The organism is Cupriavidus basilensis, assembly GCF_000832305.1.
GTDB classification, from domain to species: domain Bacteria; phylum Pseudomonadota; class Gammaproteobacteria; order Burkholderiales; family Burkholderiaceae; genus Cupriavidus; species Cupriavidus basilensis_F.
The window spans coordinates 4,306,283-4,330,340 of the sequence record NZ_CP010536.1; the positions used below are offsets into that span (position 1 = coordinate 4,306,283).

21 protein-coding genes, 1 tRNA gene and 1 pseudogene are annotated in these 24,058 nt (G+C 67.8%); 9 read left to right on the forward strand and 14 right to left on the reverse strand.

All coding sequences use genetic code 11. The features are described 5' to 3' along the window. The first annotated feature begins 44 nt into the window (after window positions 1-44). Together RR42_RS19935 and htpX are read left to right on the forward strand one after the other, a co-directional pair. Entirely contained in the window at window positions 45-467 is a 423-nt protein-coding gene (locus tag RR42_RS19935) for a hypothetical protein (protein ID WP_236701940.1), read from the forward strand. Between the two features lie 164 nt (window positions 468-631). After that, window positions 632-1,510, forward strand: coding sequence for a protease HtpX (gene htpX / locus RR42_RS19940; protein ID WP_043350643.1), 879 nt, complete (start codon window positions 632-634; stop codon window positions 1,508-1,510). Here the strand turns inward: htpX and RR42_RS19945 are convergent. From RR42_RS19945 to RR42_RS19955, 3 genes are all read right to left on the reverse strand, one after another. Continuing rightward, window positions 1,500-2,540 carry a GlxA family transcriptional regulator gene (locus RR42_RS19945; RefSeq protein WP_052494716.1) on the reverse strand — a complete coding sequence of 347 codons (1,041 nt, stop codon included), beginning with the start codon at window positions 2,538-2,540 and terminating at the stop codon, window positions 1,500-1,502. The two genes, htpX and RR42_RS19945, sit on opposite strands and share 11 nt — an antisense overlap. A gap of 77 nt (window positions 2,541-2,617) precedes the next feature. Next, on the reverse strand, window positions 2,618-3,832 hold the full coding sequence (locus RR42_RS19950; RefSeq protein ID WP_043350650.1) for an MFS transporter: 1,215 nt from the start codon (window positions 3,830-3,832) through the stop codon (window positions 2,618-2,620). 122 nt (window positions 3,833-3,954) lie between these two features. Next, on the reverse strand, window positions 3,955-7,251 hold the full coding sequence (locus tag RR42_RS19955; RefSeq protein WP_043350652.1) for a bifunctional cytochrome P450/NADPH--P450 reductase: 3,297 nt from the start codon (window positions 7,249-7,251) through the stop codon (window positions 3,955-3,957). A 274-nt stretch (window positions 7,252-7,525) separates the two neighbouring features. On the opposite strand from RR42_RS19955, the gene RR42_RS19960 reads away from it, so the two are divergent. Both RR42_RS19960 and RR42_RS19965 read left to right on the forward strand, forming a co-directional pair. Continuing rightward, window positions 7,526-8,191, forward strand: a complete 666-nt coding sequence (locus tag RR42_RS19960) for a TetR family transcriptional regulator (protein ID WP_043350655.1) — start codon at window positions 7,526-7,528, stop codon at window positions 8,189-8,191. 179 nt (window positions 8,192-8,370) lie between these two features. Then, window positions 8,371-9,495, forward strand: a complete 1,125-nt coding sequence (locus tag RR42_RS19965) for a porin (RefSeq protein WP_043350658.1) — start codon at window positions 8,371-8,373, stop codon at window positions 9,493-9,495. Window positions 9,496-9,732: 237 nt separating this feature from the next. On the opposite strand, the gene RR42_RS19970 is transcribed toward RR42_RS19965, so the two are convergent. The 3 genes from RR42_RS19970 to RR42_RS19980 are packed head-to-tail and all read right to left on the reverse strand — an operon-like array spanning window position 9,733 to window position 12,513. Further along, window positions 9,733-10,614 carry an ABC transporter permease gene (locus RR42_RS19970; protein ID WP_043350661.1) on the reverse strand — a complete coding sequence of 294 codons (882 nt, stop codon included), beginning with the start codon at window positions 10,612-10,614 and terminating at the stop codon, window positions 9,733-9,735. A 28-nt stretch (window positions 10,615-10,642) separates the two neighbouring features. Next, entirely contained in the window at window positions 10,643-11,440 is a 798-nt protein-coding gene (locus RR42_RS19975) for an ABC transporter ATP-binding protein (RefSeq protein ID WP_043350663.1), read from the reverse strand. Between the two features lie 56 nt (window positions 11,441-11,496). Then, window positions 11,497-12,513 (reverse strand): ABC transporter substrate-binding protein, encoded by a 1,017-nt coding sequence (locus RR42_RS19980; RefSeq protein ID WP_043350666.1) that lies wholly within the window; start codon window positions 12,511-12,513, stop codon window positions 11,497-11,499. 245 nt (window positions 12,514-12,758) lie between these two features. Here RR42_RS19980 and RR42_RS19985 point away from each other — a divergent pair, with 245 nt between their 5' ends. Together RR42_RS19985 and RR42_RS19990 are read left to right on the forward strand one after the other, a co-directional pair. Then, on the forward strand, window positions 12,759-13,427 hold the full coding sequence (locus RR42_RS19985) for a response regulator (protein WP_043350669.1): 669 nt from the start codon (window positions 12,759-12,761) through the stop codon (window positions 13,425-13,427). Beyond that, window positions 13,424-14,806, forward strand: a complete 1,383-nt coding sequence (locus RR42_RS19990; protein WP_043350673.1) for a sensor histidine kinase — start codon at window positions 13,424-13,426, stop codon at window positions 14,804-14,806. The genes RR42_RS19985 and RR42_RS19990 overlap by 4 nt, the downstream gene beginning before the upstream one ends. Before the next feature lie 82 nt (window positions 14,807-14,888). Here RR42_RS19990 and arfB read toward each other — a convergent pair whose 3' ends face one another. From arfB to RR42_RS20010, 4 genes are read right to left on the reverse strand one after another with little or no spacing between them, the layout of a single operon-like run. Next, window positions 14,889-15,293, reverse strand: coding sequence for an alternative ribosome rescue aminoacyl-tRNA hydrolase ArfB (arfB, locus tag RR42_RS19995; RefSeq protein ID WP_043352451.1), 405 nt, complete (start codon window positions 15,291-15,293; stop codon window positions 14,889-14,891). A 54-nt stretch (window positions 15,294-15,347) separates the two neighbouring features. Continuing rightward, window positions 15,348-15,776, reverse strand: coding sequence for a lytic transglycosylase domain-containing protein (locus RR42_RS20000; RefSeq protein WP_236702066.1), 429 nt, complete (start codon window positions 15,774-15,776; stop codon window positions 15,348-15,350). Window positions 15,777-15,828: 52 nt separating this feature from the next. Beyond that, a complete protein-coding gene (locus RR42_RS20005) occupies window positions 15,829-16,236 on the reverse strand; it encodes a hypothetical protein (RefSeq protein WP_063778422.1) in 408 nt (135 codons plus the stop codon). 46 nt (window positions 16,237-16,282) lie between these two features. Then, window positions 16,283-16,648: a hypothetical protein gene (locus tag RR42_RS20010; protein WP_043350680.1), complete on the reverse strand. Its 366-nt coding sequence runs from the start codon at window positions 16,646-16,648 to the stop codon at window positions 16,283-16,285. A gap of 391 nt (window positions 16,649-17,039) precedes the next feature. On the opposite strand from RR42_RS20010, the pseudogene RR42_RS38685 reads away from it, so the two are divergent. Further along, a pseudogene (locus tag RR42_RS38685) lies at window positions 17,040-17,335 on the forward strand (tyrosine-type recombinase/integrase); the annotation flags it as partial. Between the two features lie 64 nt (window positions 17,336-17,399). Here RR42_RS38685 and RR42_RS20015 read toward each other — a convergent pair. After that, a tRNA-Arg gene (locus RR42_RS20015) sits at window positions 17,400-17,475 on the reverse strand. Between the two features lie 388 nt (window positions 17,476-17,863). On the opposite strand from RR42_RS20015, the gene RR42_RS20020 reads away from it, so the two are divergent. Next, window positions 17,864-18,745 (forward strand): c-type cytochrome, encoded by an 882-nt coding sequence (locus RR42_RS20020; protein ID WP_043350683.1) that lies wholly within the window; start codon window positions 17,864-17,866, stop codon window positions 18,743-18,745. A 64-nt stretch (window positions 18,746-18,809) separates the two neighbouring features. Here RR42_RS20020 and hemN read toward each other — a convergent pair whose 3' ends face one another. Further along, on the reverse strand, window positions 18,810-20,411 hold the full coding sequence (gene hemN, locus RR42_RS20025) for an oxygen-independent coproporphyrinogen III oxidase (RefSeq protein ID WP_043352455.1): 1,602 nt from the start codon (window positions 20,409-20,411) through the stop codon (window positions 18,810-18,812). A 207-nt stretch (window positions 20,412-20,618) separates the two neighbouring features. Here hemN and RR42_RS20030 point away from each other — a divergent pair, with 207 nt between their 5' ends. Further along, window positions 20,619-21,761 (forward strand): ABC transporter substrate-binding protein, encoded by a 1,143-nt coding sequence (locus RR42_RS20030; RefSeq protein WP_043350687.1) that lies wholly within the window; start codon window positions 20,619-20,621, stop codon window positions 21,759-21,761. 30 nt (window positions 21,762-21,791) lie between these two features. Here RR42_RS20030 and RR42_RS20035 read toward each other — a convergent pair whose 3' ends face one another. Further along, window positions 21,792-22,973 carry an ATP-binding protein gene (locus RR42_RS20035; RefSeq protein WP_052494717.1) on the reverse strand — a complete coding sequence of 394 codons (1,182 nt, stop codon included), beginning with the start codon at window positions 22,971-22,973 and terminating at the stop codon, window positions 21,792-21,794. Then, window positions 22,945-23,676, reverse strand: coding sequence for a response regulator (locus RR42_RS20040; protein ID WP_043350691.1), 732 nt, complete (start codon window positions 23,674-23,676; stop codon window positions 22,945-22,947). Before RR42_RS20040 ends, RR42_RS20035 begins: the two co-directional genes overlap by 29 nt. Between the last annotated feature and the right edge of the window lie 382 nt (window positions 23,677-24,058).

Consider the following 24,058-nt stretch of genomic DNA (forward strand, 5'->3'; position numbering starts at 1 on the left):
ACATGCCGCGGCGCCGCATCCTGTAGAATTCCTTGCTCGATTTCGTGTCGAACCCCCTGACACGCGATCCCAACCCCGATTTTTTTGTGCGCGCAATCCGCTTCCTGCTGCTGCTCCTGATGCTTGCCGTCATGCCCTTCCAAAGCTGGGCAGGCGCGCGCACGTGCGCAGTGGGCAACACGGTGCAGGCGGATTCGTGCAGCACCTTGGCACAAGATGCCGCTGTGGCCACCGCAGGCGATGCGGCCCATGCTGCCGCCATCGATGCCAGCGCAGCCCCGGGCTCCGCTGACGTTGGCGACGCCAAGGATCCGTCGCAGCCCGGCGCCGACCTTGCCGAATCCCTGTTGCCGGCCTCGCCCCCGCGCTTTGCCGCAGGGCTTGCCCGCAGCGCAGCGCCCGCGCACCGCGCGGGCGTCATGTCCGACCCCGACCTTCCCCTTCAGCAGCGCCCTCCCAGCGCCTGAGTCACTCCCGCGCGCGTGCGCTGGCCTTGCGTGCGCTCGTAGTCAGGTTCCCGGTTTTCCTGTCGTTAGTCTCCTGCACGCGGCGCGCCTGGCCTGGCGCTGCGCGTGCTTGCGATGCGCGCCCCTGTTTTCACCATGGCATTGATCACTTCCTCACACAAAACATGAAACGCGTCCTGCTCTTCCTGGCGACCAACCTCGCCGTCATGCTTGTCCTCAGCTTCACCGCCAGCTTGCTGGGCGTGAACCGCTTCCTCACCGGCAACGGCCTCAACCTCGGCATGCTGCTGGCATTCGCCGCGCTGATGGGCTTCGGTGGTTCCTTCATCTCGCTGCTGATGTCCAAGACCATCGCCAAGTGGTCGACCGGCGCGCAAGTCATCACCCAGCCCGGCAACGGCACCGAAGTCTGGCTGGTGCAGACCGTGCAGAAGCTGGCCGACCGCGCCGACCTGCCGATGCCTGAAGTCGCCATCTATGAAGGCGAAGCCAATGCGTTCGCCACCGGAGCGACCAGGAAAAGCTCGCTGGTAGCCGTTTCCACCGGCTTGCTGCAAACCATGTCGCACGACGAAGTGGAGGCCGTGCTCGCGCACGAAGTCGCCCACATCGCCAATGGCGACATGGTCACGCTCACGCTGATCCAGGGGGTGGTCAACACCTTCGTGATCTTCCTGGCGCGCGTGGTGGGCTACTTCGTGGATTCGATGCTGCGCAAGAACGATGAGGAATCGAGCGGCCCCGGCATCGGCTACATGATCACGGTGGTGGTATGCGAGATCGTGTTCGGCATCCTGGCCAGCATCATCGTGGCCACCTTCTCGCGCCATCGCGAATACCGTGCCGATGCCGGCGCGGCCAAGCTCATGGGCAGCCCCACGCCGATGGTGGCGGCGCTGCGCCGGCTGGGCGGCCTGGACTCCGAAGGCTTGCCGCAGAACATGCAGGCGATGGGCATTGCCGGTGGCAAGTCGTGGCTGTCGCTGTTCTCCAGCCACCCGCCGATCGAGCAGCGCATTGCCGCGTTGCAAGCTAAGGCCTGAGGCCCTTGGCGGGCTCCTCTGGCTGCGCCCGGAACGCTGCCCGATAGCGTTCCGGGGTGGTTTGCACATGCCGCTGGAACGCCTGGCGCATCACGTCGGCATTGGCAAATCCAGTCGCACGGGCGATGCCATCCAGGCGTCGCCCATCTTCCTCCAGCATCCTGCGCACCGCTTCCACACGTAGCCGCTCCACGTAGCGCGCCGGCGTCTCGCCGACCTGCCGCGCGAACACGCGCGCGAAGTTGCGCGGGCTCATCGCCACGCGCTCGGCCAGCACCTGCACCGACAGGTCGCGCGCCAGGTGCTCCGCCATCCAGGCCTGTAATTCACGCAACTCCGGGCTTTGCGCGCTCTGGGCCTGCAGCAGCGTGGAGAACTGTGCCTGGCTGCCGGGACGGCGCAGGAACAGCACCAGCTCGCGCGCCACGGCCAGCGAAGCAGCATGGCCGAGATCGTCCTCCACCAAGGCCAGCGCCAGGTCCATGCCGGCGGTCACGCCGGCCGAGGTGTACAGATCGCCCGCGCGGATCCAGATCGGGTCCGGGTCCACCTGTACCAGCGGATGGCGCTGCGCGAACCGCGCGGCGTGGCGCCAGTGCGTGGTGGCGCGATGGCGGTCCAGCAGCCCGGTGCGCGCCAGCACGAACGCGCCGGTGCAGACCGCGCCGAGGCGGCGCACGCGTGGTGCCTGCGTACGGATCCAGGCGATCAGGCGCGCGTCGTCGGCTGCCGCGGCGTGGCCTGAGCCGCCGGCGATCAGCAAGGTGTCGATCGGCCCGGGCAGCATGTCGCCGATGCGATGATACGGCGCGTCGGCCAGCAGCCGGATCCCGCTTTCGGTGCACACCAGGCCGTCGTCGCGCACGCTGGCAATGCGGATGTCGTAGGCCGGCGAGGCCCGGCCGGGGAGCCGGTTGGCATGGCCGAAGACCGCGCTGGGCCCGGTCACGTCGAGTTCCTGCGCGGGGTCCGGCGCGACGAGCACGACGATGCGCGGCGGATCATTCGGCAAGGGATGGCTGGCAGGCATGGACGGTGACCCAGGGCGAGAGTGTGAGTGCGCGAGTGCGCGAGCGCGGTTAGCGCCGATCATACTGGTGCCGGCGCTTATCCGGCCAGCACCGCCGCGCGCGGCATGCTGCGCCGCCAGCCTAGCGTGACCAGCAGCGCCACCGCCAGCGCTGGCAGCACGGCGAGGTTGACGGCCTGCCAGCCATAGCGGTAAAGCACCTGCCCGGCCGCGAGCGTGGCCAGCGCGGTCAGCGCGGCGGCGCAGAATTCGGCCAACGCCTGGGTCCGCGCGCGCTCGGCGGGCCGGTAGCTTTCCGCCAGCAGCGTGGTGCCGCCGACAAACATGAAATTCCAGCCAATGCCAAGGCATAACAAGGCGACATAAAAGGCAGGCAACGCCGTCGAGGCCAGGGCCACGAGCGAACCCATTGCAGCGAGCGCGATGCCGCACATCAGCATCGGCCCGCGCCCGAAGCGCTGCAGCAGCCAGCCGGAGAAGAAGGACGGCGCGTACATGCCCACCAGATGCCACTCGATGATCTGCGCGCCCTGCGTGAGGGTATGGCTGCACGCCACTGCGGCAATCGGCGTGGCGGTCATCACGAACATCATCACCGCGTTGCCGATGCCGTTGTTGGCAAACGCCGCCAGGAATACCGGCTGGCGCGCGATCTCGGCGAGCGGGCGTGCGGGCAACGCCGCGGCGCCGTGATCGGCCGCCACCGCGCCTGCGTGCGCCTTTGGCTCGCGGTAGCCAAGCGCCAGCAGCAAGACCGTGGCCATGCCGAACACCGCGACCACCGCATACGATCCGGCAAAGGGCTGCGCCACCATCAGGTCGCTGCTCCACGCGGCGATGGCGGGCCCGCACACGGCAGCCACCACGCCGCCGGTAAGCACGGTGGAAATGGCGCGCGGCTTATCCACAGGCGCGGCGGCGTCCGCCGCGGCCAGCCGGTAAAAGCGCGCGAACGCCTGGAACACGCCGACCAGCGCCGTACCGACGCAGAACGCCACGAAGTCATGGTGTGAGATGGCCCACACCGACACCAGCCCGCCCGCGCAGCACGCGAGCCCGCCGAGCGAAAAAGCGATGCGGCGCCCCAGCCGCTCAATGAGGAAGGCGGCCGCGATGGCGGTGAGCGCCGACGCCACCGTGATCAGCGCGAACGGCAGCGTGGCCAGCGCCTTGTCGGGCGCGAGCGTGTAGCCGACCAGCCCGGTCAGGGTCAGGTCGACCGACAGCGCCGAAGTAAACAGGGCCTGGCAGATTGCCAGGACCCGGGCTTGGGACATTGCGGGACGTGCCATCGGGCGCTCCGGTAAGGAAGAGACGGGGATGGCACCGAGCGTACGAAAAGCGCGAGCGTGGCGGCTGACAATGATCCGCAGAATCCTGCCAACCGGCTACTGGCTACCGGCTCCTGGCTGGGTTAGTTGAACACGTCCTGGCGGTAACGTCCCTGCGCCACCATGCCCGCCAGCCAGTCGGAGGCCGCGGCCTCGCTCATGCCGCCCTGCTGCGCCGCGATCTCGATCAGCGTGCGCCGCACCGCCGGCGCCATCTGCCGGCCATCGCCGCACACATAGATCGTGGCGCCGTCCTGCAGCATCGCCCAAATGGCCTGGCGATCGCGCCATAGCAGATGCTGCACATAGCGCTGGTCCGCAGCGGGGGTAGTGGAGTAAGCCGCATGCGCCTGCACCACGCCCTCGGCCTGCCAGCGCGCGACGTCATCGCGATAGAGCCAGTCATGCCCGGGATGGCGGCAGCCGTAATAAAACTGGCTGGCGGCTACCGCCCGTCCGGCAGCCTTCTGCGCTGCGCGCTCTTCCAGGAAGCCGCGGAACGGCGCGATGCCCGTGCCTGGCCCGACCAGGATCATCGGCCGCGCCGGATCGGGATCGGGCGCGAAGGCCGGGTTGGGCGTGCGGATCGCTGCCGCCACCACGGCGCCCGGCGCGAGTCCTTGCAGCCAGGTGGACGCCACGCCACGGAACATGCCTCGCCCCGAGAGCGCGGGCGACCACACGGTGCCAACCGTGATCGTCGCCACGTCCGGTGAGACCAGGGGCGACGAAGCGATGGAATAGAAGCGCGGGCGCATCGGCACCGTGCAAGCCAGCAGGCCCGGCAGCGTGAGCGCGATGGCGGGGTGGCTGACCAGCACATCCACCAGCCCCAGCCGCTGCGACGCCACGCGCGCCGCGTAGCCCTCTTGCGCGTGGTCCGAGCCGAGCCGCTCCAGCGCCGCGCGAGTGAACGGGCAACGTGTGTATTGCAGCAGCGTGCGCAGCGTCTGGCGCGACACCACATCTTGCAGCTCGATGAAATGCGTCAGCAGTTCGCGCAGGGGCAATGCCTCGTCCAGTGGCAGCCCGCGCGCGGCGCAGCCAGGCGCGGCGGACAGCGTCACCATGGCGTCGGGATCGAGATCGAGCCGCTCGCACAGGTCCCGCACGGTGGCGGGATGGTTCCGTGGATACACCGCAAGATGATCGCCGGTCGCGTAGCTTGCGCCTTCCGGCAGGCGCAGCTGGATGTCGCGCGTGGCGGTGCGCGGCGCTTCCAGCGCGAAGTCCCAGAGGCCCGCCGGATCGTTCACCAGCTCCGTGTTGGCCAGCACCGTGAAGGCTTGCGCCGACGGCGGCAGCGTGCTGGCACGGATGGTGGCGATATCGCGCAGCCGCACCTCGATCTGGCTGGCGCCCGCCGCATCCGGTGCCGCGCCCTGCTCCACGCGCAGCGCCTGCAGCGATTGCCACAGCGCGGCGAGCCACGACTCCGCAGCCTGGTCGAAGTCGCCATTGCCATCCGCCTCGCCGCGCGCGAGCAAAGGCGCCGCGCCAGCCGCGCTGAAGAAGTCGTGCAGCCGCTTGGGGAATGCCTGGTACGTGGCCCATTGCGAATTGCCGCAGCCTAGCAATGCAAAGCGCAGGCCTTGCGCGCGGTAGCCGCCAGCATCGCCGCTATCGAGCATCGCTTCGAAACGTCGCGCTGAATCGGGTGCGCGCCCGTTGTAGGTCGCCGCCACGATCACGGCGAGCCCATCGGTGGGCAGCGCGCCCACGGCTTCGTCCAGGTCGCGCAGCGTGGCGGCAAAGCCGGCCGCCAGCGCGCCGGCGTGGATCTGCTCGGCCAGCTCGCGCGCGGTGCCCAGGCTGGAGCCGCACAGCACGGCAAGGGGCTGGCCATTGCCGCGCACCGCCGGGGGTTGCGACTGCACGCTGGCGGCGCCGGGCGCGGGCGCGGCGGCGATGCGCTCATGCGCCCGGCGCCGCCGTGCACGCAGCGTGAACGCATCCGGCTTCAGGGTCAGCGTTTCCTTGATGCGGAACTGGTAGTCGTGCGGATCGCTGAACTGGAAGTTGCGCAGCATCAGGGCCAGCGCGAGCTTGGCTTCGGTCAGCGCGAACTGGCGGCCGATGCACGCGCGCTCGCCATTGCCGAACGGCTTGTAGGCGTGGGGATGGATCCTGGCCTCGTTCTCGGGCAGGAAGCGGTCGATGTCGAAGGTCTCCGGATCGGCCCACACTTTCGGGTCGCGGTGCAGCGCGGTGAGCACCACCGAGACGCGCCGATCCTTGCGGATCAGGTAGCGCCCGCCGATCACCGTGTCCTCGAGCGGGGCCACCGCAAAGGCGGGCGCCGTGGGCCACAGGCGCAGCGTTTCCTTGAGCACGCGGTCAATCACCTGCAGCTTCGCCAGGTCGGCATAGACCGGCTGCGCGTCGCCCGGCAGCACCGCGTCCACCTCGGCATAGGCTTGCGCGAGCACGCCGGGATGGCGCAGCAGCTCATATAGCGCGAACGTGAGCAGGCCACTGGTGGTCTCGTGCCCCGCGATCAGGAAGGTGATGACCTGGTTGCGGATGTTCACGTCGTCCAGGCGCTGGTCGGTCTCGGGGTCGCGCGCCTCCAGCATCAGGTTGAGCAGGTCGTGCGCGGGCGGCTGCCCGGCGTGATTGCCGGCCGCGGCGCGGCGCTGGCGCACCACGTCGTCCACCAGCTCTCGCATGTACTGGATATCGTCGGCGAACTTGCGGTGCGCCTTGTGCATGAACTTGTCCTGCAGCGCAAAGCGCGTGAGCTTGCCCATGGCCTCCTCGAGCGCGCCGACCATGGCGTCGATAAAGGGATGGAGCTGCTCGCGCGAGAATGAATCGAAGTCATAGCCGAAGCCTGACAGCGCAATGGTGTCCAGCGTGAGCCGGGTCATGTCGTCGGCGATCGGGATGTCGGTGTCGGCGCCCTGGCGGTCCCACTTGTCGACCAGCCGGTTGGCCACGCGCAGCATCACGTCGAAGTAGCCCTTCATCGCACGCTGGCTGAAGGCGGGCATCAAGATGCGGTGAGCACGGCCCCAGTTCTCTTCCTCGGCGTGCGCGGTGAACAGGCCGTCGCCAGCCAGGTCGCGCAGGTAAGACAGCGGCGGCCCGACGATCTTGCGAAAGTGCTGCCCATCCGACAGCTCGCCCACCAGCGCGGCGTCGCTCACGAACGCCACCCGGCGCCCGGCGAAATCCAGTTCGAAAATGCCGTCGAACGCACGGCTGCGCGCCAGCAGGTGCTGCCCGACCTTGCCCGGCGTGACCTGCAGCAGGTTGCCGACCAGCGGCCAGCCCGGGTCGCGCGGGATGGGTTCGAGCGAGCGTGCGGGCTGCGCCGCCGGAATGGTCGCCGAGGTTGCTGCCGGAGCGGCGGATGCGGGAGTGGAGGCGCGCTGCATGTTCAGGTCACCAGATGGTAATCGGCGGGCGAAACGCCAGGGTTGGGCCAAGGGGCTCGGGCGCCGCCTTGTGTCTCTTGTTCGATTTTCTGTTTCTTGCCGGGTGCATGGCGTACATGCCGTACGTGGCTATCCCTGCAAGTCGACGTAGACAACCGTCTACTTTTGCAGCAAAGTAGACGAATGTAGACCGAGTGTCAATTCCAAACCGGATTCGCCCAAGCCGGCATATTCAAGCCGGCATGTCCCGGCCCTAACTTTTTTGCCCGACACCATGGAAGACGTTGCCGGCGGCAAACGCAAACTGATCGACGCGGCGCTGCGCCTGGCCGCAGCCAGGCGCAGCTTCGCCGGCCTCGGCCTGCGTGAATTGGCGCGCGAAGCGGGGCTGAACCCCAACACCTTCTATCGCCACTTCCGCGACATGGAAGACCTGGCGCTGACCGCCGTGGCCGAGGTCGGCAACGAACTGCGGCCCATGCTGCGCGCGGTGCGCTGGGCGGTAGCGCAGGACAACCCCGGCGAGGTCGCCACCCGCGCCTGCGACGCCTTCTTCGCCTACGCTGATGCCCACCCCGACGCCTTCTTTGTCGGCGTGTGCGGCAGCACCGGCCCGCAGCCGGCGCTGCGCGAAGCGGTGCGCCAGGTGCTGGCGGATATCGCCGGCGAGATGGCGGAAGACATCGAGAGGCTGGAGCTCAGCCCGGGCCTGTCGCGCCCCATCATCGACGACCTCTGCGGCTACGTGGTGTCCTACCTGTTCCACCTGTCGACGGACTATCTCGAAGATAGCGCCAAGGGACGCCGCCTGCGCATCCAGCAGTCCAAGCAGCTGATCAGCTGGCTGCTGCGCGGCGCGGCCGAACAGCAGCGGGCGCAGGATCAGCCCGCGCCCGTACCTGCGCGCAAGCGCAAGCCAACGGAGCGCCGGCCGCACTGAGCGCCTGCCCTGCCGGGTTTCCTCGGTACTTTCCCTGAGCCAGCCGCGCAACGGCGGGAAAGCTGGATGAAGGCTTGCCATGCCTACGATGCAAGGGCTGCTCTCATGGCCGGGACACGCGTCTCGCCCGCGAGCAGCCCGAATCATCGACAAGACTAGCAAGCCCCGAGGAGATCAGCTTGAAAACCAAAACCACAGCCATCGCGCTGGCAATCGGCGCGGCCTTTGCCGGCCACGCCAACGCGCAATCGAACGTGACGCTCTACGGCCTCATCGATACCACCATCAGCACCATCAGCAACGCCGATGCAAGTGGCCATCGCCTGACCGGCTACCACCAGCCGGCATGGTTCAGCGGCAACCGCTGGGGCCTGACCGGCGCGGAAGACATCGGCTTCGGCACCAAGGTGATCTTCAAGCTGGAGAGCGAATTCCAGAGCTACGACGGCGCGATGGACACCCCCGGCGTGCTGTTCAACCGCGACGCCTGGGTCGGCATCAACAGCGATGTCTTCGGCAAGCTGACCTTCGGCCGCCAGAACGCGCTCGGGCGTGACCCGATGGCTTCGGGCCTCTACGGAGACCCCTACGGCCCGGCCGCGATCACGACGGAGGAAGGCGGCTACACCAACAACAACAACTTCAAGCAACTGGTGTTCTACGCGGGCAGCGCCACCGGCACGCGCATGGACAACGGCGTGGTGTGGAAGAAGCTGTTCGACAACGGCCTGACCGCCGGCGCGGGTTACCAGTTCGGCGAAGTGCCGGGCGCGCCGTCGCGCAACACCACGGAGACCGCCACCCTCGGCTACAACGGCGGCAATTTCCACGTTTCCAGCTTCTTCACCCAGGCCAATGTGAATGGCCAGCGCAACCGTACCTATTCCGCCGGCGGCAACTATGTGTGGGGCATCGTGCGCGCCAGCGCCGGTTATTTCCACTACACCGCCGAACAGGGCGCGCTGGGCCAGCGCAAGGACGACGCCTACACGGTGTCGCTCAAGGTCGATCCCGCCGGTCCCTTCGACTACGAGATTGGCTACCAGATGATGAAGGCCGGCCATGCCGCCCTGAATGCCAACGGCTTCACCATCAACGCCTACGGCAACACCGCCGCCTCGACCGCGACCGACAGCGGCCGCAAGAACACGGTGTACGGCTCGATCTTCTACCACTTCTCGAAGCGCACCGAGGTCTACCTGGCGGCCGACTACATGTTCCTGCAGCACGGCTATCACGCCGCGCAGTCGAACGGCTTCGCCCACCAGAGCGAATTCGCGGTGGGCATGCGCACGCGCTTCTGATCCAACTGCATCGGCGCGTGCCTAGCGGCGCGGGCCTGGCTCCGAACTTTCCTTGTCCCGGCCACAAGCCGGGTTTTTTTCGTCCTGACCGGCATTGTTGCCCGCTGCTATCGTTGCTTGCCATCGCCTATCGTCCTGTCCCGCATACACATGAAAAATCCCACGCCGCAAGGATGCGCGCGTGGGACAAAGGAGATCACGGCAGGGGCGGCAGACTGCCGCGGGAACGAGGCAGGCTCAGGCGAGGTTGCCCGGCCTCCATTTGAGCAGGCGCCGCTCCATCGTGGTCAGCAGGAAGTCGGCGGCAAGCGCCACCACCGCCAGCACGATCATGGCGGCGAACACGCCGCTGGCATTGAAGGCGCCCTGCGCCGTGGCGATCAGCAGGCCGATCCCCTGCTTGGAGCCCAGGAACTCGCCCACCACGGCGCCGACCAGCGCGAAGCCGAAGCTGACGTGCAGGCTGGCCAGGATCCAGCTCAACGCCGACGGCACCACCACGGCGAAGGTCAGTTGCCGTTTGGAGGCGCCGAGGATCTGCGCATTGGCGATCAGGTAGCGGTCGGCTTCGCGCACGCCCTGGAAGGCATTGCCGAACACCACGAAGAACACCATCACCACCGCCAGCGCCACCTTGGAGGCCATGCCCAGGCCCAGCGCGATCACGAAGATCGAGCCCAGCACCACGCGCGGGATGGAGTTGGCAATCTGGATGTAGATGCTGAACACATCGGCCAGCAGCTTGTTGCGCCCGAGCACGATGCCGCAGATCACGCCGGCGACCGAGCCGATCAGGAAGCCCAGCCCGGTCTCTTCCAGCGTGACCGCCACCTGGGCCAGCAGCGGTCCCTGCGAGGTGCCGTTGACGAACCAGTCGTAGATCTGCTCCGCGATCAGCGAGGGCATGGAGAAGAAGAACGGGTCGATCCAGTGCAGCCGTCCCGCCAGCTCCCAACCGCCCAGCGCCACCACCAGCAAGGCGATGCGCAGGGTGATGATCAGTTGGCGGCGCCGGCGCATGGCTAGCCTGGCCTCCCGTTCAAAGACGTCGAGTTCGTCGGCAAGGGCCGTGTTTGCTTCCATGTTCATTGGTATCGGTATCGGTGTCGGTATTGGCATTCACATTGGCCGCGTTCGCGGCGCAGCATCAGTCGATGTGGACTTCCTCGCGCAGATCGGCCCAGATCTCGCGCGACAGTTCGACAAAGTGCTTTTCGTAGCGGATCTCCGACGTCACGCGCGGGCGTGGCAGGTCGATCTCGTAGACACGCTTGAGGGTGGCCGGACGCGCGGTCAGCACGAAGACCCTGTCAGCCATGGCAATGGCTTCTTCCAGGTCGTGCGTGACGAACACCACCGAGCCGGCGTTCTGCGACCAGAGCTGCAGCAGCTCGTCCTGCATCAGCGTGCGGGTCTGCATGTCCAGCGCGCTGAATGGCTCGTCCATCAGCAGGATCTGCGGATTGTTGATGAAGGTCTGCGCCAGCGCCACGCGCTTGCGCATGCCGCCCGACAACTGATGCGGGTAGTGGTTGCTGAACTTGGCCAAGCCGACCTTGCGCACCCATTCCTCAGCCAGGCCATAGGCCTGGTCGCGGCCGGCGCCGCGGAACAGCGGCCCGGCCGCCACGTTGTGCAGCACCGAGCGCCACGGGAAGACCGCATCGGCCTGGAACACGAAGCCGATGCGCGGATCGATGCCGGTCACGCGTTTGCCCATCAGGCGCACCTCGCCGGTGCTCGGCTTGAGCAAGCCGGTGATCAGGCTCAGCGTGGTCGATTTGCCGCATCCCGTCGGCCCGACGATGGCGACGAACTCGCCCTTGCCCACACGCATGGAGAAGTCGCGCAACGCCACGGTGGCAGTGCCATCGGGTGCGATGAAGCGGCAGGAGACGCGCTCGAATTCGATGGCCGGCGCATCTTGCGGCACGGTATTGGTCATGAGGTTTCCTTGCAGTGCGCGCGCCGGCGGCGCGAACCGGTTATTCGCCTGGTGCCTCACCTGGCGACGTGGTCGACGAACTCGTTGGTGAACGTGCGGCCCAGTTCGATGTGCTTGCCCTTGACAGTCGGATCGAACGAGGAGAGCACCTTGAGCACCGTTTCGGGGCCGCCGGCGGGCATCCTGCCGTCGTCCGTGAACATGGGCAGCGAGGCCCCCAGGGCCTTGACGTAGAGCTCGCGGTTATTGCCGTAGTAGTCCTTGGGCATCTTCTGCGCGATCTCCTCGGCGCTGTGGGCTTTGATAAAGCGCATGGTCTTGACGAAGGCGCGCGCCAGCTTCTGCACCTGGTCCTTGTGCCCCTCCACCCAGGCGCGCTGCATATAAAGGCTGGAGGCCGGATAAAGCCCGCCCAGTGCCTGGGTGGTGCCCTCGGCCGTGCGCATGTCGACCAGCACCTGCGCCTCGCCGGTCTTGAGCAATTGCGAGATAGTGGGCTCGGTGGTCATGCCGGCATCGATGCGGCTCTGGCGGATCGCAGCCATGAAGCTGTTATCGGCGCCGACCGGCAGCACCGTGTACTGGCTCGGCGCCACCCCCGCCTTGAAGGCCAGGTACTGCGTCAGGAAGTTGGTCGACGAGCCCAGGCCGGTCACGCCGAGCGTCTTGCCTTTCACATCGGCCATGCTCTTGATCTGGCCGGCCGCACGCGTGGCCACCATCTCCACCTCGCCCGGCACCTTGCCGAACACCACCACGGCCTCTACTTCCTTGCCCTTGCTCTGCAGGTCAATGGTGTGATCGTAGAAGCCCACCACGCCCTGCACCGCGCCGGCCAGCAGTTCGTTTTCGGCGTCGACCCCGGCCGGCTGCGAGAGGATCTCGACGTCGAGCCCCTCCTCCTTGAAGTAGCCCAGCTGCTCGGTCAGCCTGGCTGGCAGGTAGATGATCTTGGTCGCGCCGCCCACCATGATCGACAGCTTTGCGTCGGCCGCGTGCGCCGTGTGCGCGGCCGCAAGTGCTGCAAGTGCCGCAGAGGCCACGGCAAGCATGCCCTTCCTGTATGCATTCATCTTTGTCTCCCTTGTTTTGCTGGCGCCAGGCCTTGGTGGCCGGGGCATGATTGGGCTCTGATTACGGCGTGCCTCCGCGCTCGCCGGGGCCACAGCGCGGGGCTCGAAGCATTCTAGGCAGCGCAAACCTTCACGCAGCTTTCGCCGCATCTCAGGGAATATCCCGATGCGGTGCAGCGTCCGCGCCATGGCGGGCAGTGGTAAAAGGAGACCCCGGCAACAGCAGGTCCTCACCAGAGCGGTTCATGAAGGTATTGCTGATCGAAGACAATGCTTCGCTCATCCACTGGCTCGCGAGGCTGCTGAAGGAAGAGCGCTTCATGGTCGATACCGTGCTGGACGGCGAATACGCCGATCAGTTGCTGCAGACGCAGAGCTACGACGTGGTGCTGCTAGACCTGCAGATCCCGCGCCTGGCCGGCAAGAGCGTATTGCGCCGGCTGCGCGCGCGCCGCAACAACGTGCCGGTGCTGGTGGTGACGGCAAGCGCCTCGGTCGACGAAAAAGTGGAGTGCCTGGGCCTGGGCGCCGACGACTACCTCGTCAAGCCTTTCGAAGTGCGGGAACTGGTCGCGCGCATCAAAGCCCTGGCGCGGCGGCAGACGGGGGAAAAGCAGGCCGAACTGGTTTGCGGCGATCTCACCTACAACACCGACACGCGGCAGTTCTATGTCGCGGGCGAGCTGCTTTCGCTGCGGCTGAAAGAGCACACCGCGCTGGAAATCCTGATGATGCGGCTCGGCAAGACCGTGTCCAAGGCGAGCCTCATGTCGGGCGTGTATTCACTCGACGAGGAGCCCAGCGAGGACGCCATCGAGATCTATATCCATCGCATCCGCAAGAAGCTCGAGGGCTGCCAGGCCACCATCATGACGCTGCGCGGCCTGGGCTACCTGCTGCAGCAAAAGCAATGATCCACAGCCTGCGCGTACGGTTGCTGCTATGGCTGCTGGTGCCGCTGGCGGCCTTTGTGGGCATCAGCAGCTATGCCGCGTACCTGAGTGCGGCCGATACCGCAAACCGCGTGCAGGACCGCGCGCTGCAAGCTTCGGCCGACGTCATCGCGGGCCACATCGCGTGGGCGGACGGACGCATCACGGTGCAGGTGCCGCCGTCGGCGCTGTCCCTGTTCGACTCGCCCTATGGCGACCAAGTTTTCTACAACGTGGTCGATGATCGCGGCCGGATCCTGGCCGGCAATCCGCGCTTCGAGCAGCCGCCGATGGCGGGCGCCGCCAGCCCCGTGTTCTATTCGTCCCGCTTCCAGTCGCAGCCGGTGCGGGTCGTGCAAGCCACCCGCACGATGTTCGACTCCGGCGAGGCCCGCAAGGTCACCGTCACCGTGGGGCAGACGCTGATCGGCAACCACGAGCTGGTTCGCAGCCTGCGCATGCCCGCGCTGCTGCGCGAAGTGGTGATGCTGGTGCTGGCCGTGGGGCTGGTGATGATCGGGCTCACGGTGGAACTGAGCCCGCTGCTGCGCGTGAAGGACGAAGTGGCGGGACGTGACCCGATGGACCTGGTACCGGTGAGCGCGGTCGACCTGCCGCAGGAATTGCGGCCCATTGTCGAGGCGATCAACCAGTGCATCCAGCGCCTGAACGAATATGTGCGCCAGCAAAAGCGCTTTATCGCCGATGCCGCGCACCAGATCCGCACGCCGCTCGCGGTGCTGGGGGCACAGCTGGAGTTTGCCGCGCGGGTGGACGATGAAGCCAGGCTGCGCGAGATCCTCGGGTCGATGGAGACCAGCACGCAGGCCATGACCAACCTGGCCAACAAGCTACTGTTGCTGTCGCAGGCCGAAGCCGCGCGCAGTGCCGGTGCCGGTGCCGCGCAACAAGGCGCGGACCTGGTGCCGCTGGTGACCGCCGTGCTGGAAGACATGGTGGTGCTGGCGCAGCGCAAGGGCATAGACCTGGGTGCCGAGCTGGCGGTAGACAGTGCACGGGTGAGCGTCAACGCGTGGATGATGGCGGCCGTGGTATCGAACCTGGTCGACAACGCGATCCGTTACACGCCGGCGCAAGGCCAGGTCACCGTGGCCCTGATACTCGAGGCAGGAAATGCCGTCCTCGCGGTGAGCGACAACGGTCCCGGCATTCCCGCGGAAGCACGGCCCAAGATATTCGATCGTTTCTATCGCAACGCACTGCCGAACCAGGAAGGCAGCGGCCTGGGGCTGGCCATCGTCAAGGAGATCGTGCTGACGGCGCAAGGCCAGGTAAGCCTGAGCCCCGGCATCGGCGGGCGCGGCGTCACGCTGACGGTGCGCCTGCCTCTGGCCGCCTGAGTGCCGGCGCCGATGTCAGGCGGCGCGAAGCCAGGAAGCCAGCGCAGGCGTGCCGCCCTTAGTCCCTTAGTCCCTTAGTCCCTTAGTCCATCACCTTGCCGCGCTGCGCCTTGACCTGGCTGCGCTGGCTCTTGCCTTCGAGACGCCGCATCTTCGAGCCGAAGGTAGGCCGCGTGGGGCGGCGCGTGCGCGGCGGCGTAGCCACGCTGCGCACCAGGTCGTGCAGGCGCTGCACGGCCTCCTCCCGATTCATCTCCAGGCTGCGGTGTTGCTGCGCCTTGATCACCACCACGCCATCGCGCGTGATGCGGTGGTCATGCAACTGCAGCAGCCGTGCCTTGTGCCCTTCTTCCAGCGACGAGGCGCGGACATCGAAACGCAGGTGCACCGCATTGGACACCTTGTTGATGTTCTGCCCGCCCGCGCCTTGCGCGCGGATCGCGGTGATCTCGTACTCGGTGTGGGCGATGGTGATGTCGGGCTGCATGGCACGCATGATAGCAAGGGCCGGCGCGGCCCGCTCCCATGCGCTACCCATGCGCTAGCGGGCCGACGGCAGCTCGCCCCAGGCCACCAGGATTCGCTGGATGCTGCGCGCGTAAGCGTCGCGCTGGCCCGGCGATTCGGAGTGGTAGGCGCCAATGGCGCGCCAGGTGTTGCCATGCCTCACCATCTTTTGCTTTAGCAGCCAGGCCGCGACATAGACGTTGACGCACGAGTCGGTCAGCGCGCGGCTTGGCACCCCGTGGCGTGCCAGGTCATTGAAATGCACCGAGTTGATCTGCAACTGCCCAACGTCGATCGACCCGTTCGCATTGCGGTTCACCGCGGCGGGATCGCCCTTCGACTCGAACCACGCGATGGCACGCAGCACCGACGGGTTGACGCCCTGGTAGGTACCCGCCTGCTCGAAGCAATCCTGCGCACGGGCCGCACCATGGAACAGCAGCAGCAGCAAAATCGCCAGCAAGCTGCCGGCAAGCCCGCGGTACTGGCGCGGGCCGACCGCTTTCGTATGGGCGTTAGCGGACACGATTGATGCCCTCGCTTGCCAGGCGTTGGCGATGATCTTCAGCCAGCCCGGGCGGCGACGACTGCTGCAGGGCCAGGTCGAGCTGATGTCCGATCGTGTCCAGGTATGCACGCGAGGTGTCGGAGACTATCAGGCGCACCACCGGCGCGAGGCTCTTGCGTTCCTGCGCGGGCAGCGCTTTCATCCTGGCCCGGGCGGTGTGTCCCACGCGCGGCGCGCTGAGCTCGTCACTGCCGCTCGCGGGCGGCAACATGGCCAGGGTCGGCAGCGGTGGATAGACCTTGTCCGCCGCCGGCGCGGCTGCCGGCAAGGCAGGACGGACATCGGCGCCAGGCTCGGTGGCAAGGGCCGGCATGGCCAGCGCCAGGCTGACGGCAAACAGGGTGAGGCGGTGCATCGGCTGCGGCTCCTTGTTGCGGTGTTATTGCGGCGTTATTGCGGCGTTATTGCGATTGCGCCGTCTTGATGGTGACGCTGTACGGCTGGCTCGTGCCGGCCGTCAGGTTCTCGAGGTGGACGGCGGTGGTGCGCTGTGCCGGTACACCCTTCCAGATTGCCTGGTTGAGGTAGGGCAGGTCCTGGCCGAGCGCGGTGACGACGACGGTCGCCGGCTGCTTCTGCCGGGCCGCCAGCGCGCCGGCCTTGGCAAGCACGGCCGCGAGTTGCGCATCGCGCGCGCCAAGCGCATCGGGCGGGATCACGAAGCTCGCAATCGTGCTCTGCGGCGCCGGCGCGTCCGCCGTCGCAGAGGCAGGCAGTTGGGCACAACCCGCCAGCGCGAGCAAGGCTGCCGAGCCGGCCAGCGGCATCGCCAGGCACGTTGCCCACGCGCCCTGCAACCGAGAGTGAGCAACGGCCCGGCGCGTGCGCTCGCGGGGCACTTTGTCTGCGATATTGCACATGGAATGGCTTCCCTAGGCGTTTGATGCGGGCCATTTACGCATTGGGCCGATCGGGCGAAAAGGCGCAATTAAGGGGAGAAAATGCTTCTGTTTGCGGATTGACAGTGCCTTCCTCCGGGCAGCCGTAGCGCGCGCAAGCGCGGCTACGCGCCGGGCATGACACTTTCCGGGAAGACACGTGCTCGACAAGCCGCGCAGCGCGAAGACGAAATGCATCATGCGCCATACCGTGCGCTCCGCCGGAAATTGCCCGCGACGGTTCCCCCGCAGCCCGAAACCTGCCCAGGCACGCGCAGCTGTATCACCGGCACAACGCGCGCAGCAGCTGGAACCGGCTCAGCCCGGCAACCTCGGCGAGTTCGGCCTGGAAACGGGTCTGCGGCGCGCCAACGTCACCGGGCTGCAGTGGTCGCAGGTGGATCTGGTGCGGCGTGTCGCCTTGATCCACCCGGACCAAGCCAAGGCGCGCAAGGCGATCACCGTGCCGGTGTCGAACTGGGAGGCTGGGAAACGATGGAGATGGTGCAACGCTATGCGCACCTGTCGGCGGACCACCTGGCGCAATGGGTGGCGCCCCTGACTGAGGTGCCTGCGCTGAAGTTAGGTGCAGTCGCGCTTCGCAGGAATAGGGCGAAACGCTGGAAACCGTTGTGGGGATTGGTGCGCCCGGCTGGGATCGAACCAGCAACCCCTGCCTTCGGAGGGCAGTACTCTATCCATTGAGCTACGGGCGCACAGGGTATGACGGGGTACAACGCGGGCAGCGCGCGAGTGCCGCTGCCGGAAAGGCGCATAGCATACCGTGTTTGGCGAAAGACGTCCACGCCGGGCTGAAAAGTGCGGCCAGATGACGTCTCTTGCAAGCCGCTTTTGCCTCCATGCGGTAAGTCTTTGGGGCTATAATCGCGAGTTATTTGTGTAAAAACGGGGCTGCGCAACATCCACATCAGGTCCGGGGATGATGGTGCCGCGCCCTGCTGGCTGGCCCGTTTCGGGGCAGTTGGCACCGGATAATAGTCCGATGCGCGCAATTGGCCAGGGGGAATTGGCCACCGAGCAAGCGGCCACATAAGCAGCCGATCGCGAGCGGCCACAGGTTTCCTGCAAAATTGAGAGTTGAGTATGAGCGACGTCCACAACGCACAAGACGAACACGAGTCTCCCATCAAGACCCCCAAGCAGCTGATCGCTGTGGTGATTGCCGCCTTCCTGGTGCCAATCATCGTGATCATCCTGCTGGTCAACTTTGTCGGACACGGTGCCAAGGAAGGCGCGGGTTCCACCACTACCGTGGAAGCTGTCAATGACCGCATCAAGCCGGTCGCCTCGCTCGAGCTGAAGGACCCGAACGCACCGCGCGTCTTCAAGACGGGCGAGCAGGTCTATAAGGAAGTCTGCGCCGCCTGCCACGCCACCGGTGCTGCCGGCGCGCCCAAGTACAGCAACGCTGGTGACTGGGCTCCGCGTATCGGCCAAGGCTTTGACGGCCTGCTGAACTCCGTGCTGCATGGCAAGGGCGCCATGCAAGCCCGCGCCGGCACCACCGCCGACGACTACTCCGATTACGAACTCGGCCGCGCCGTGGTCTACATGGCCGACGCCGGCGGTGCCAAGTTCCCGGAACCGGCCGCGCCCGCCGCCGCTCCGGCTACCGCTGCTGCCTCGGACGCCGCGGCGCCTGCGGCAGCCGCTGCGCCGGCCGCTCCCGCAGCGGCACCTGCCGCCGCCGCACCGGCTGCCGCAGCTGCAGCCGCGCCGGCTTCCGCCGAAGTGGGCAAGAAGGTCTACGAACAAGTCTGCGCCGCCTGCCACGCAGCCGGTGTTGCCGGTGCGCCGAAGTTCGGCGACAAGGCAGCCTGGGCGCCGCGCCTGAAGGAAGGCATGGACGCCGTGCACGCGTTCGCCCTGAAGGGCAAGGGCGTGATGCCGCCGAAGGGCGGCTACGCCGGCCCCGACGCCGACGTGATGGCCGCAGTGGACTACATGGCCAACGCTTCGAAGTAAGCGCAAGCCGCTCTCAACAAAAAAGCCCGCGGCATGCCGCGGGCTTTTTGCTTTCCGGTGTGGCTTAAACCACGCGCGAGTAGCGCGTTGGCATCGGCAAAGGCGTACCTGCATCAGCGCTCCGGATGGCGGCGGGCTCTGTACGCCGGGCATCCTCGCGCAGGAAGCCGTCGAACACCATGGCCAGGCGGCGCACCAGCAAACGCCCCAGCGGCGTCACCTCGATGCGGCCAGGCTCACAACGCACCAGCCCGTCTTCGGCCAGCCGCGCCAGCTCCGCCAGCTCGTGCGCGAAGTGCACGGCAAAATCGATGCGGTGGCGTGCTTCGACCGCGGCGACATCCAGTACGCCATTGCACATCAGCGCGCCAATCACATCGCGCCGCAAGTGATCTTCGTCGCGCATGGCGAAGCCGCGCATCACGGGCAGCACGCCGGCGTCGAGGCTGCGGTAGTAGTCATCCAGCGTGCGGGCGTTCTGCACGTAGCGGCCCGCCACCGCGCCGATCGACGAGACGCCGAAGCCCAGTTGGTCATGGCCGGCATGGGTGGAATAGCCCTGGAAGTTGCGCTGCAGCCGGCCCTCGCGCTGGGCCACGGCGAGCGCGTCGTCCGGCAGCGCGAAGTGGTCCATGCCGATGTAGACATAGCCCGCGGCGGTGAGCTGCTCGATCGTGCCGACCAGGATGTCGAGTTTTTCTGCGGCTGCCGGCAGTGCGCGTTCATCGATGCGCCGCTGCGGCTTGAACACGTGCGGCAGGTGCGCGTAGCTGTACACGGAGAGCCGGTCCGGGCGCATCGCCAGCACCTGCTCCACAGTGGCGGCAAAACGCGCCGTGGTCTGGTGCGGCAGGCCGTAGATCAGGTCCATGCTGACCGAGCGGAAACCCAGCCGGCGCGCGGCGTCGACGACCGCCTGCGTCTCAGCTTGCGATTGCACGCGGTGGATGGCGCGCTGGACCTCGGCGTCGAAATCCTGCACGCCCAGGCTGATGCGGTTGAAGCCAAGTTCCGCCAGCAGCGCCATCTGCGCGTCGCCGATGCGGCGCGGGTCGATCTCGATCGAGTGCTCGCCCTCGGGCAGCAGGTGGAAGTGCTGGTGCAGCGCGTCCATGACACGGCGCATCTCGGCGGGATCGAGGAAGGTCGGCGTGCCGCCGCCCCAGTGCGACTGCACCACCTCGCGCCGCGTGCCGAGCTGCTGCGCCACCAGCGCCATCTCGCGCGCCAGGTAGTCCACGTAGCGGGCGCTGCGGCGGTGGTCCTTGGTGATGATCTTGTTGCAGCCGCAGTAGTAGCAGATGTTCTCGCAGAACGGCACGTGCACATACAGCGAAAGCGGCGCGGCGGCTTTGGCCGTGTTGGCGGCGTGGGTGGCGCTAGCAGCGCAATCGGCCAGCGCCTGCTGGTAGTCCTGCGCGCCGAAGCCGCCGTGGAAGCGGTCCGCCGTCGGGTACGAGGTGTAGCGCGGGCCGTTGATATCCATGCGGCCCGCCAGCGCGCGAAAGTCCGACAAGGCATGCCGGTCCGGCGCGGCAGCGCCTGGTCCTGCCGGCTTGCCGGTGCAGGCGGCGCCACACTTGCCGGAGCAGGTGCGGGACTGGCTCGAGACGGCAACGGGAACGGACATTGCGTTGGGGAACGGGGCGGGGGCAGTCGCAGCCATGGGGCGGCCTTTGTCGTGGATTCGATGGCCCATCGTAGGGCGCGCCGCCCGCGCCTGCGTTGACCGGGGTCAAGCCGCGGCCCATGACATGCGGCGCGCCACGGCCCGGACATGCCCGGCGTCATGCCAGCGTCACCTGGATCGGATAGGCTGCGCGGCGCTCTCCCCAATCATGCCATTGCTCTGCACCTGGCCTCGCGGATTCCCATGCACGCTTCCTCCCTGATCGCCAACCCCGCACGGCCGCCGCGCCGCCGGGTCCTGGCCGCGCTTGGCAGCGCCATGCTGGCGCCTGCCTCTTTGCTGGCGCAGGCGCCACCACGCCGCCCGCTGGTGATCGGCCACCTGGTGGACCGGGGCGGTGCCCAGGCCGACCTGGCACGCGACTACCTGGCCGGGGCCAAAGTGATGTTCGATGCGGCCAACGCCGGCGCGCGCGAGCCTCGCGTGGTGCATGTGGTGCGCGAGGTCGACGCCGATCCGCGCGCGGCCACCGCGCAGGCGCTGTCGCTGGTTGACGGGGAGCGGGCTGAATTGCTGTTCGGCCCCAGCGATGCCTTGCTGCCGGTGCTGGCCGCCTCGCCCGAGCTGGCCCGGCGCGGCGTGCAGATCGTGGCGCCGTTGTCGGGGCTGTCGCTCGCGGCGGATCACGTCTGGTACACGCGGGCCGACTACCGCAGCGAGCTGGACGCGGCCATCCGGCAGTTGCGCAGCTATGGCCTCAAGCAACTGGTGCTGGCCGTGGCGCCGGATTTTGCGGCCGGCAGCCTGGCTAGCGGCACGCCGTGGCGGCGCCAGGCCGAGCAGGAGCCGGGACTGCAGGCCCTCACGCTGGATGCAGGCAAGGGCAGCGACGCCGGCGCGGTGGCGCAACGCATCGCCGCCGCGCGCCCGGCCGCGGTGATCGTGGCGGGCGATACGCTGGCCTATGGCAACCTCGGCCGCGCGCTGGCGGCGCGGGGCTGGTACGGGTTCCTGGTGGGATTGTCGGCGGTCAATTCGCTGGCGGCACGCGAGATTCTTGGCGCCGGCTACATCGGCGGCATCGTGCTGACGCAGATCGCCCCGGGGCCGCAGGACCTGACCCTGCGCGTGGTCAAGGAGCACGTGGGCCGGATGAAGCAGTTCCTGGACGAGCCCGCCTCGCCGGCCACGCTGGCCGGCTATATCGGCGCGGCCTGGCTGGTGCGCACGGCGCTGGCCGCGCCGCGCGGGGCCACCCCGGCGGACCTGCGGCGCGCGCTGCAGGCCCGTGTCGACGTGGGCGATTTCGTGCTGGATTTCACGCGCGGATCGCGCGGATCGCAGTATGTGCAGCTTGCGGCAATGGGTGGCGGCACGGCACGGTGAGCGGTAGCGCTGGCACCGGCCGCCCGCCGCTCAGGCGCGCGGCAGCACGATGCGCACCCGCAGGCCGCCCTCCGCCCGGTTGGCCAGGCTGAGCTCGCCGCCGTGGCGCGAGACGATATCGGCGGCGATCGACAGGCCCATGCCAACCCCGCCGGTGGCACGGTTGCGCGAGGATTCGAGCCGGTAGAACGGCTCCAGCACGCGCGCCATTTCCTCCGGCGGAATGCCGGGGCCGTTGTCACACACATCGATCATCACCCGCTCGGCGCTGTCTGCCAGTTCGATGCACGCGCTGCCGCCGTAGCGGTGCGCGTTCTCGACCAGGTTGACCACGGCCCGGCGCAGTTCGGCCGGATAGGCCAGCAGCGGCTCGGCGTCGCCAGACAAGGTGACGTCCTGGCCAATCTCCGTGGCATCGTCCACCACGGCCTGCAGCAAGGCATGCACATCCACCCGCTGGCGCGGTGCGGCGGCGCCGTCGCGCTCGCGCAGGTAATACAGGGTGGCATCGATCAGACCGTTCATCTCCGCGAGGTCCTGGCGCAGGCGATAGCGCACCTGGTTGTCGTCGACGCCTTCGATGCGCAGGCTCATGCGGGTGAGCGGGGTGCGCAGGTCGTGGGACACGGCGGCCAGGAAGCGCGATTGCTGTGCCAGCTGGGTGCGGATGCGCTGCTGCATGTGGTTGAAGGCCTTGGCTGCGGCGCGGGCCTCGGCCGGGCCGCTGTCCTCGTCCAGCGGCGGGGCATGCACGTCCTGGGCCAGCCGGCCGGCGCTGCTGGCCAGGCGCTGGACTGGCCTGGCCAGCAAGCGCGCACCCACCCAGGACGCGGCCACAATGGCGGCGAGCTGGAACAGCAGGCCCAGGCGGGGCGGCCCAAGACCGCGGGTCCGGCGCTGCCGGCGTGGCGGCACTGGCGCCCCAGCTCCGGCTTGGCCGTTGTCCGCGCGCGCCTCGGCATCCGGCGGCGGCGGGAACTCGCCCCGCTGCCCCTCTTCACCCGGGGGCGGGGGTGGCGGCATTTCGTCGCCGGGGACGAAGGTGAACCCGGTATGCCCCGGGCGCGGGAATACGCTCTCGATGACCGTGACGCCGAGCAGATGCACGGCCAGCATGATCGCGGCCATCACCAGGAACAGCCGGATGAACATGGAGTCGTGGCGGGCCACCCAGCCCGCGCGCTCAGGCTTCGACGGCGCCGGTGAAGACATAGCCCTCGCCTCGGACGGTACGGATCAGCGTCGGGTCGCGCGGATCGTCGCGCAGCTTCTGGCGCAGGCGCGAAACCAGCAGGTCGATGCTGCGATCGAAGACGTCGAGATCGCGGCCGCGCGCCTGGTTGATCAGCAGCTCGCGATCCAGCACGCGGTTCGGGTGCTCGATAAACGCCAGCAGCAGCCGGAATTCCGCATTGGACAACGGCACCACGGTGTCCTCGCCATCCACCAGCTGGCGCAGCGTGGTGTTCAGGCGCCAGTTGCCGAAGCGCAGTTCGTGGCCGCCCGCCGCCGCCGGGCGCTTCACGCCGCCGCCCCGGGCACGGCGCAGCACGGTGTGGATGCGCGCCACCAGCTCACGCATCTCGAAGGGCTTGGTGACATAGTCGTCGGCGCCCACCTCCAGCCCGACCACGCGGTCGGCCAGTTCGGTGCGCGCGGTGAGCATGATCACCGGCAGGTCGCTGCGCTCGCGGATCTCGCGGCACAGCGTCAGGCCGTTTTCACCGCGCAAAGAGAGGTCGAGCACCACCAGGTCGTAGTCGCGCGTGGCCATGGCGGCGCGCATGGCAGCGCCGCCCTCGGCGCCGTCGGCTTCGATGCCAAAGGTGGATAGGTACTCGGCCAGCATGGAGCGGATCTGCGGATCGTCGTCGACGATCAGCAAATGAAGGGGCGAGGCGGGAGAATGGTCCATCGGGTTTCGTCGTGCTTTGCAGCGGTTCGCCGCGTCGTTCGCGGCAGGTTGGTGCGCCGGCAGGCCGGCATTGCAGCAGATTGGTGGGGCGGATCAGGGCGGCCCCGGCAAGCCGCCGCCGCCAGGGATTCACTCTACCAGCCCGGCGCGGCGGCCTGATAGGCAGGGTGTGGCCGCTTTGTACCGGGCTTGATACAAAGCGGCTCGCCCGGCGGCCCGCTTTGTACAGCATTGCTTCCGCGCGCTGACCAAGCGCTCAAGCAACAGCGGGCGGGCCTTTCTAATATGTCATGTCGTTACCCCGCCGCTTTTGTGCCTGCCAGTTCCCGACCGGCGGGCCACGGCCGCCCGGCTGCCCCCGCTATGCTTGAAGCCATCGGCA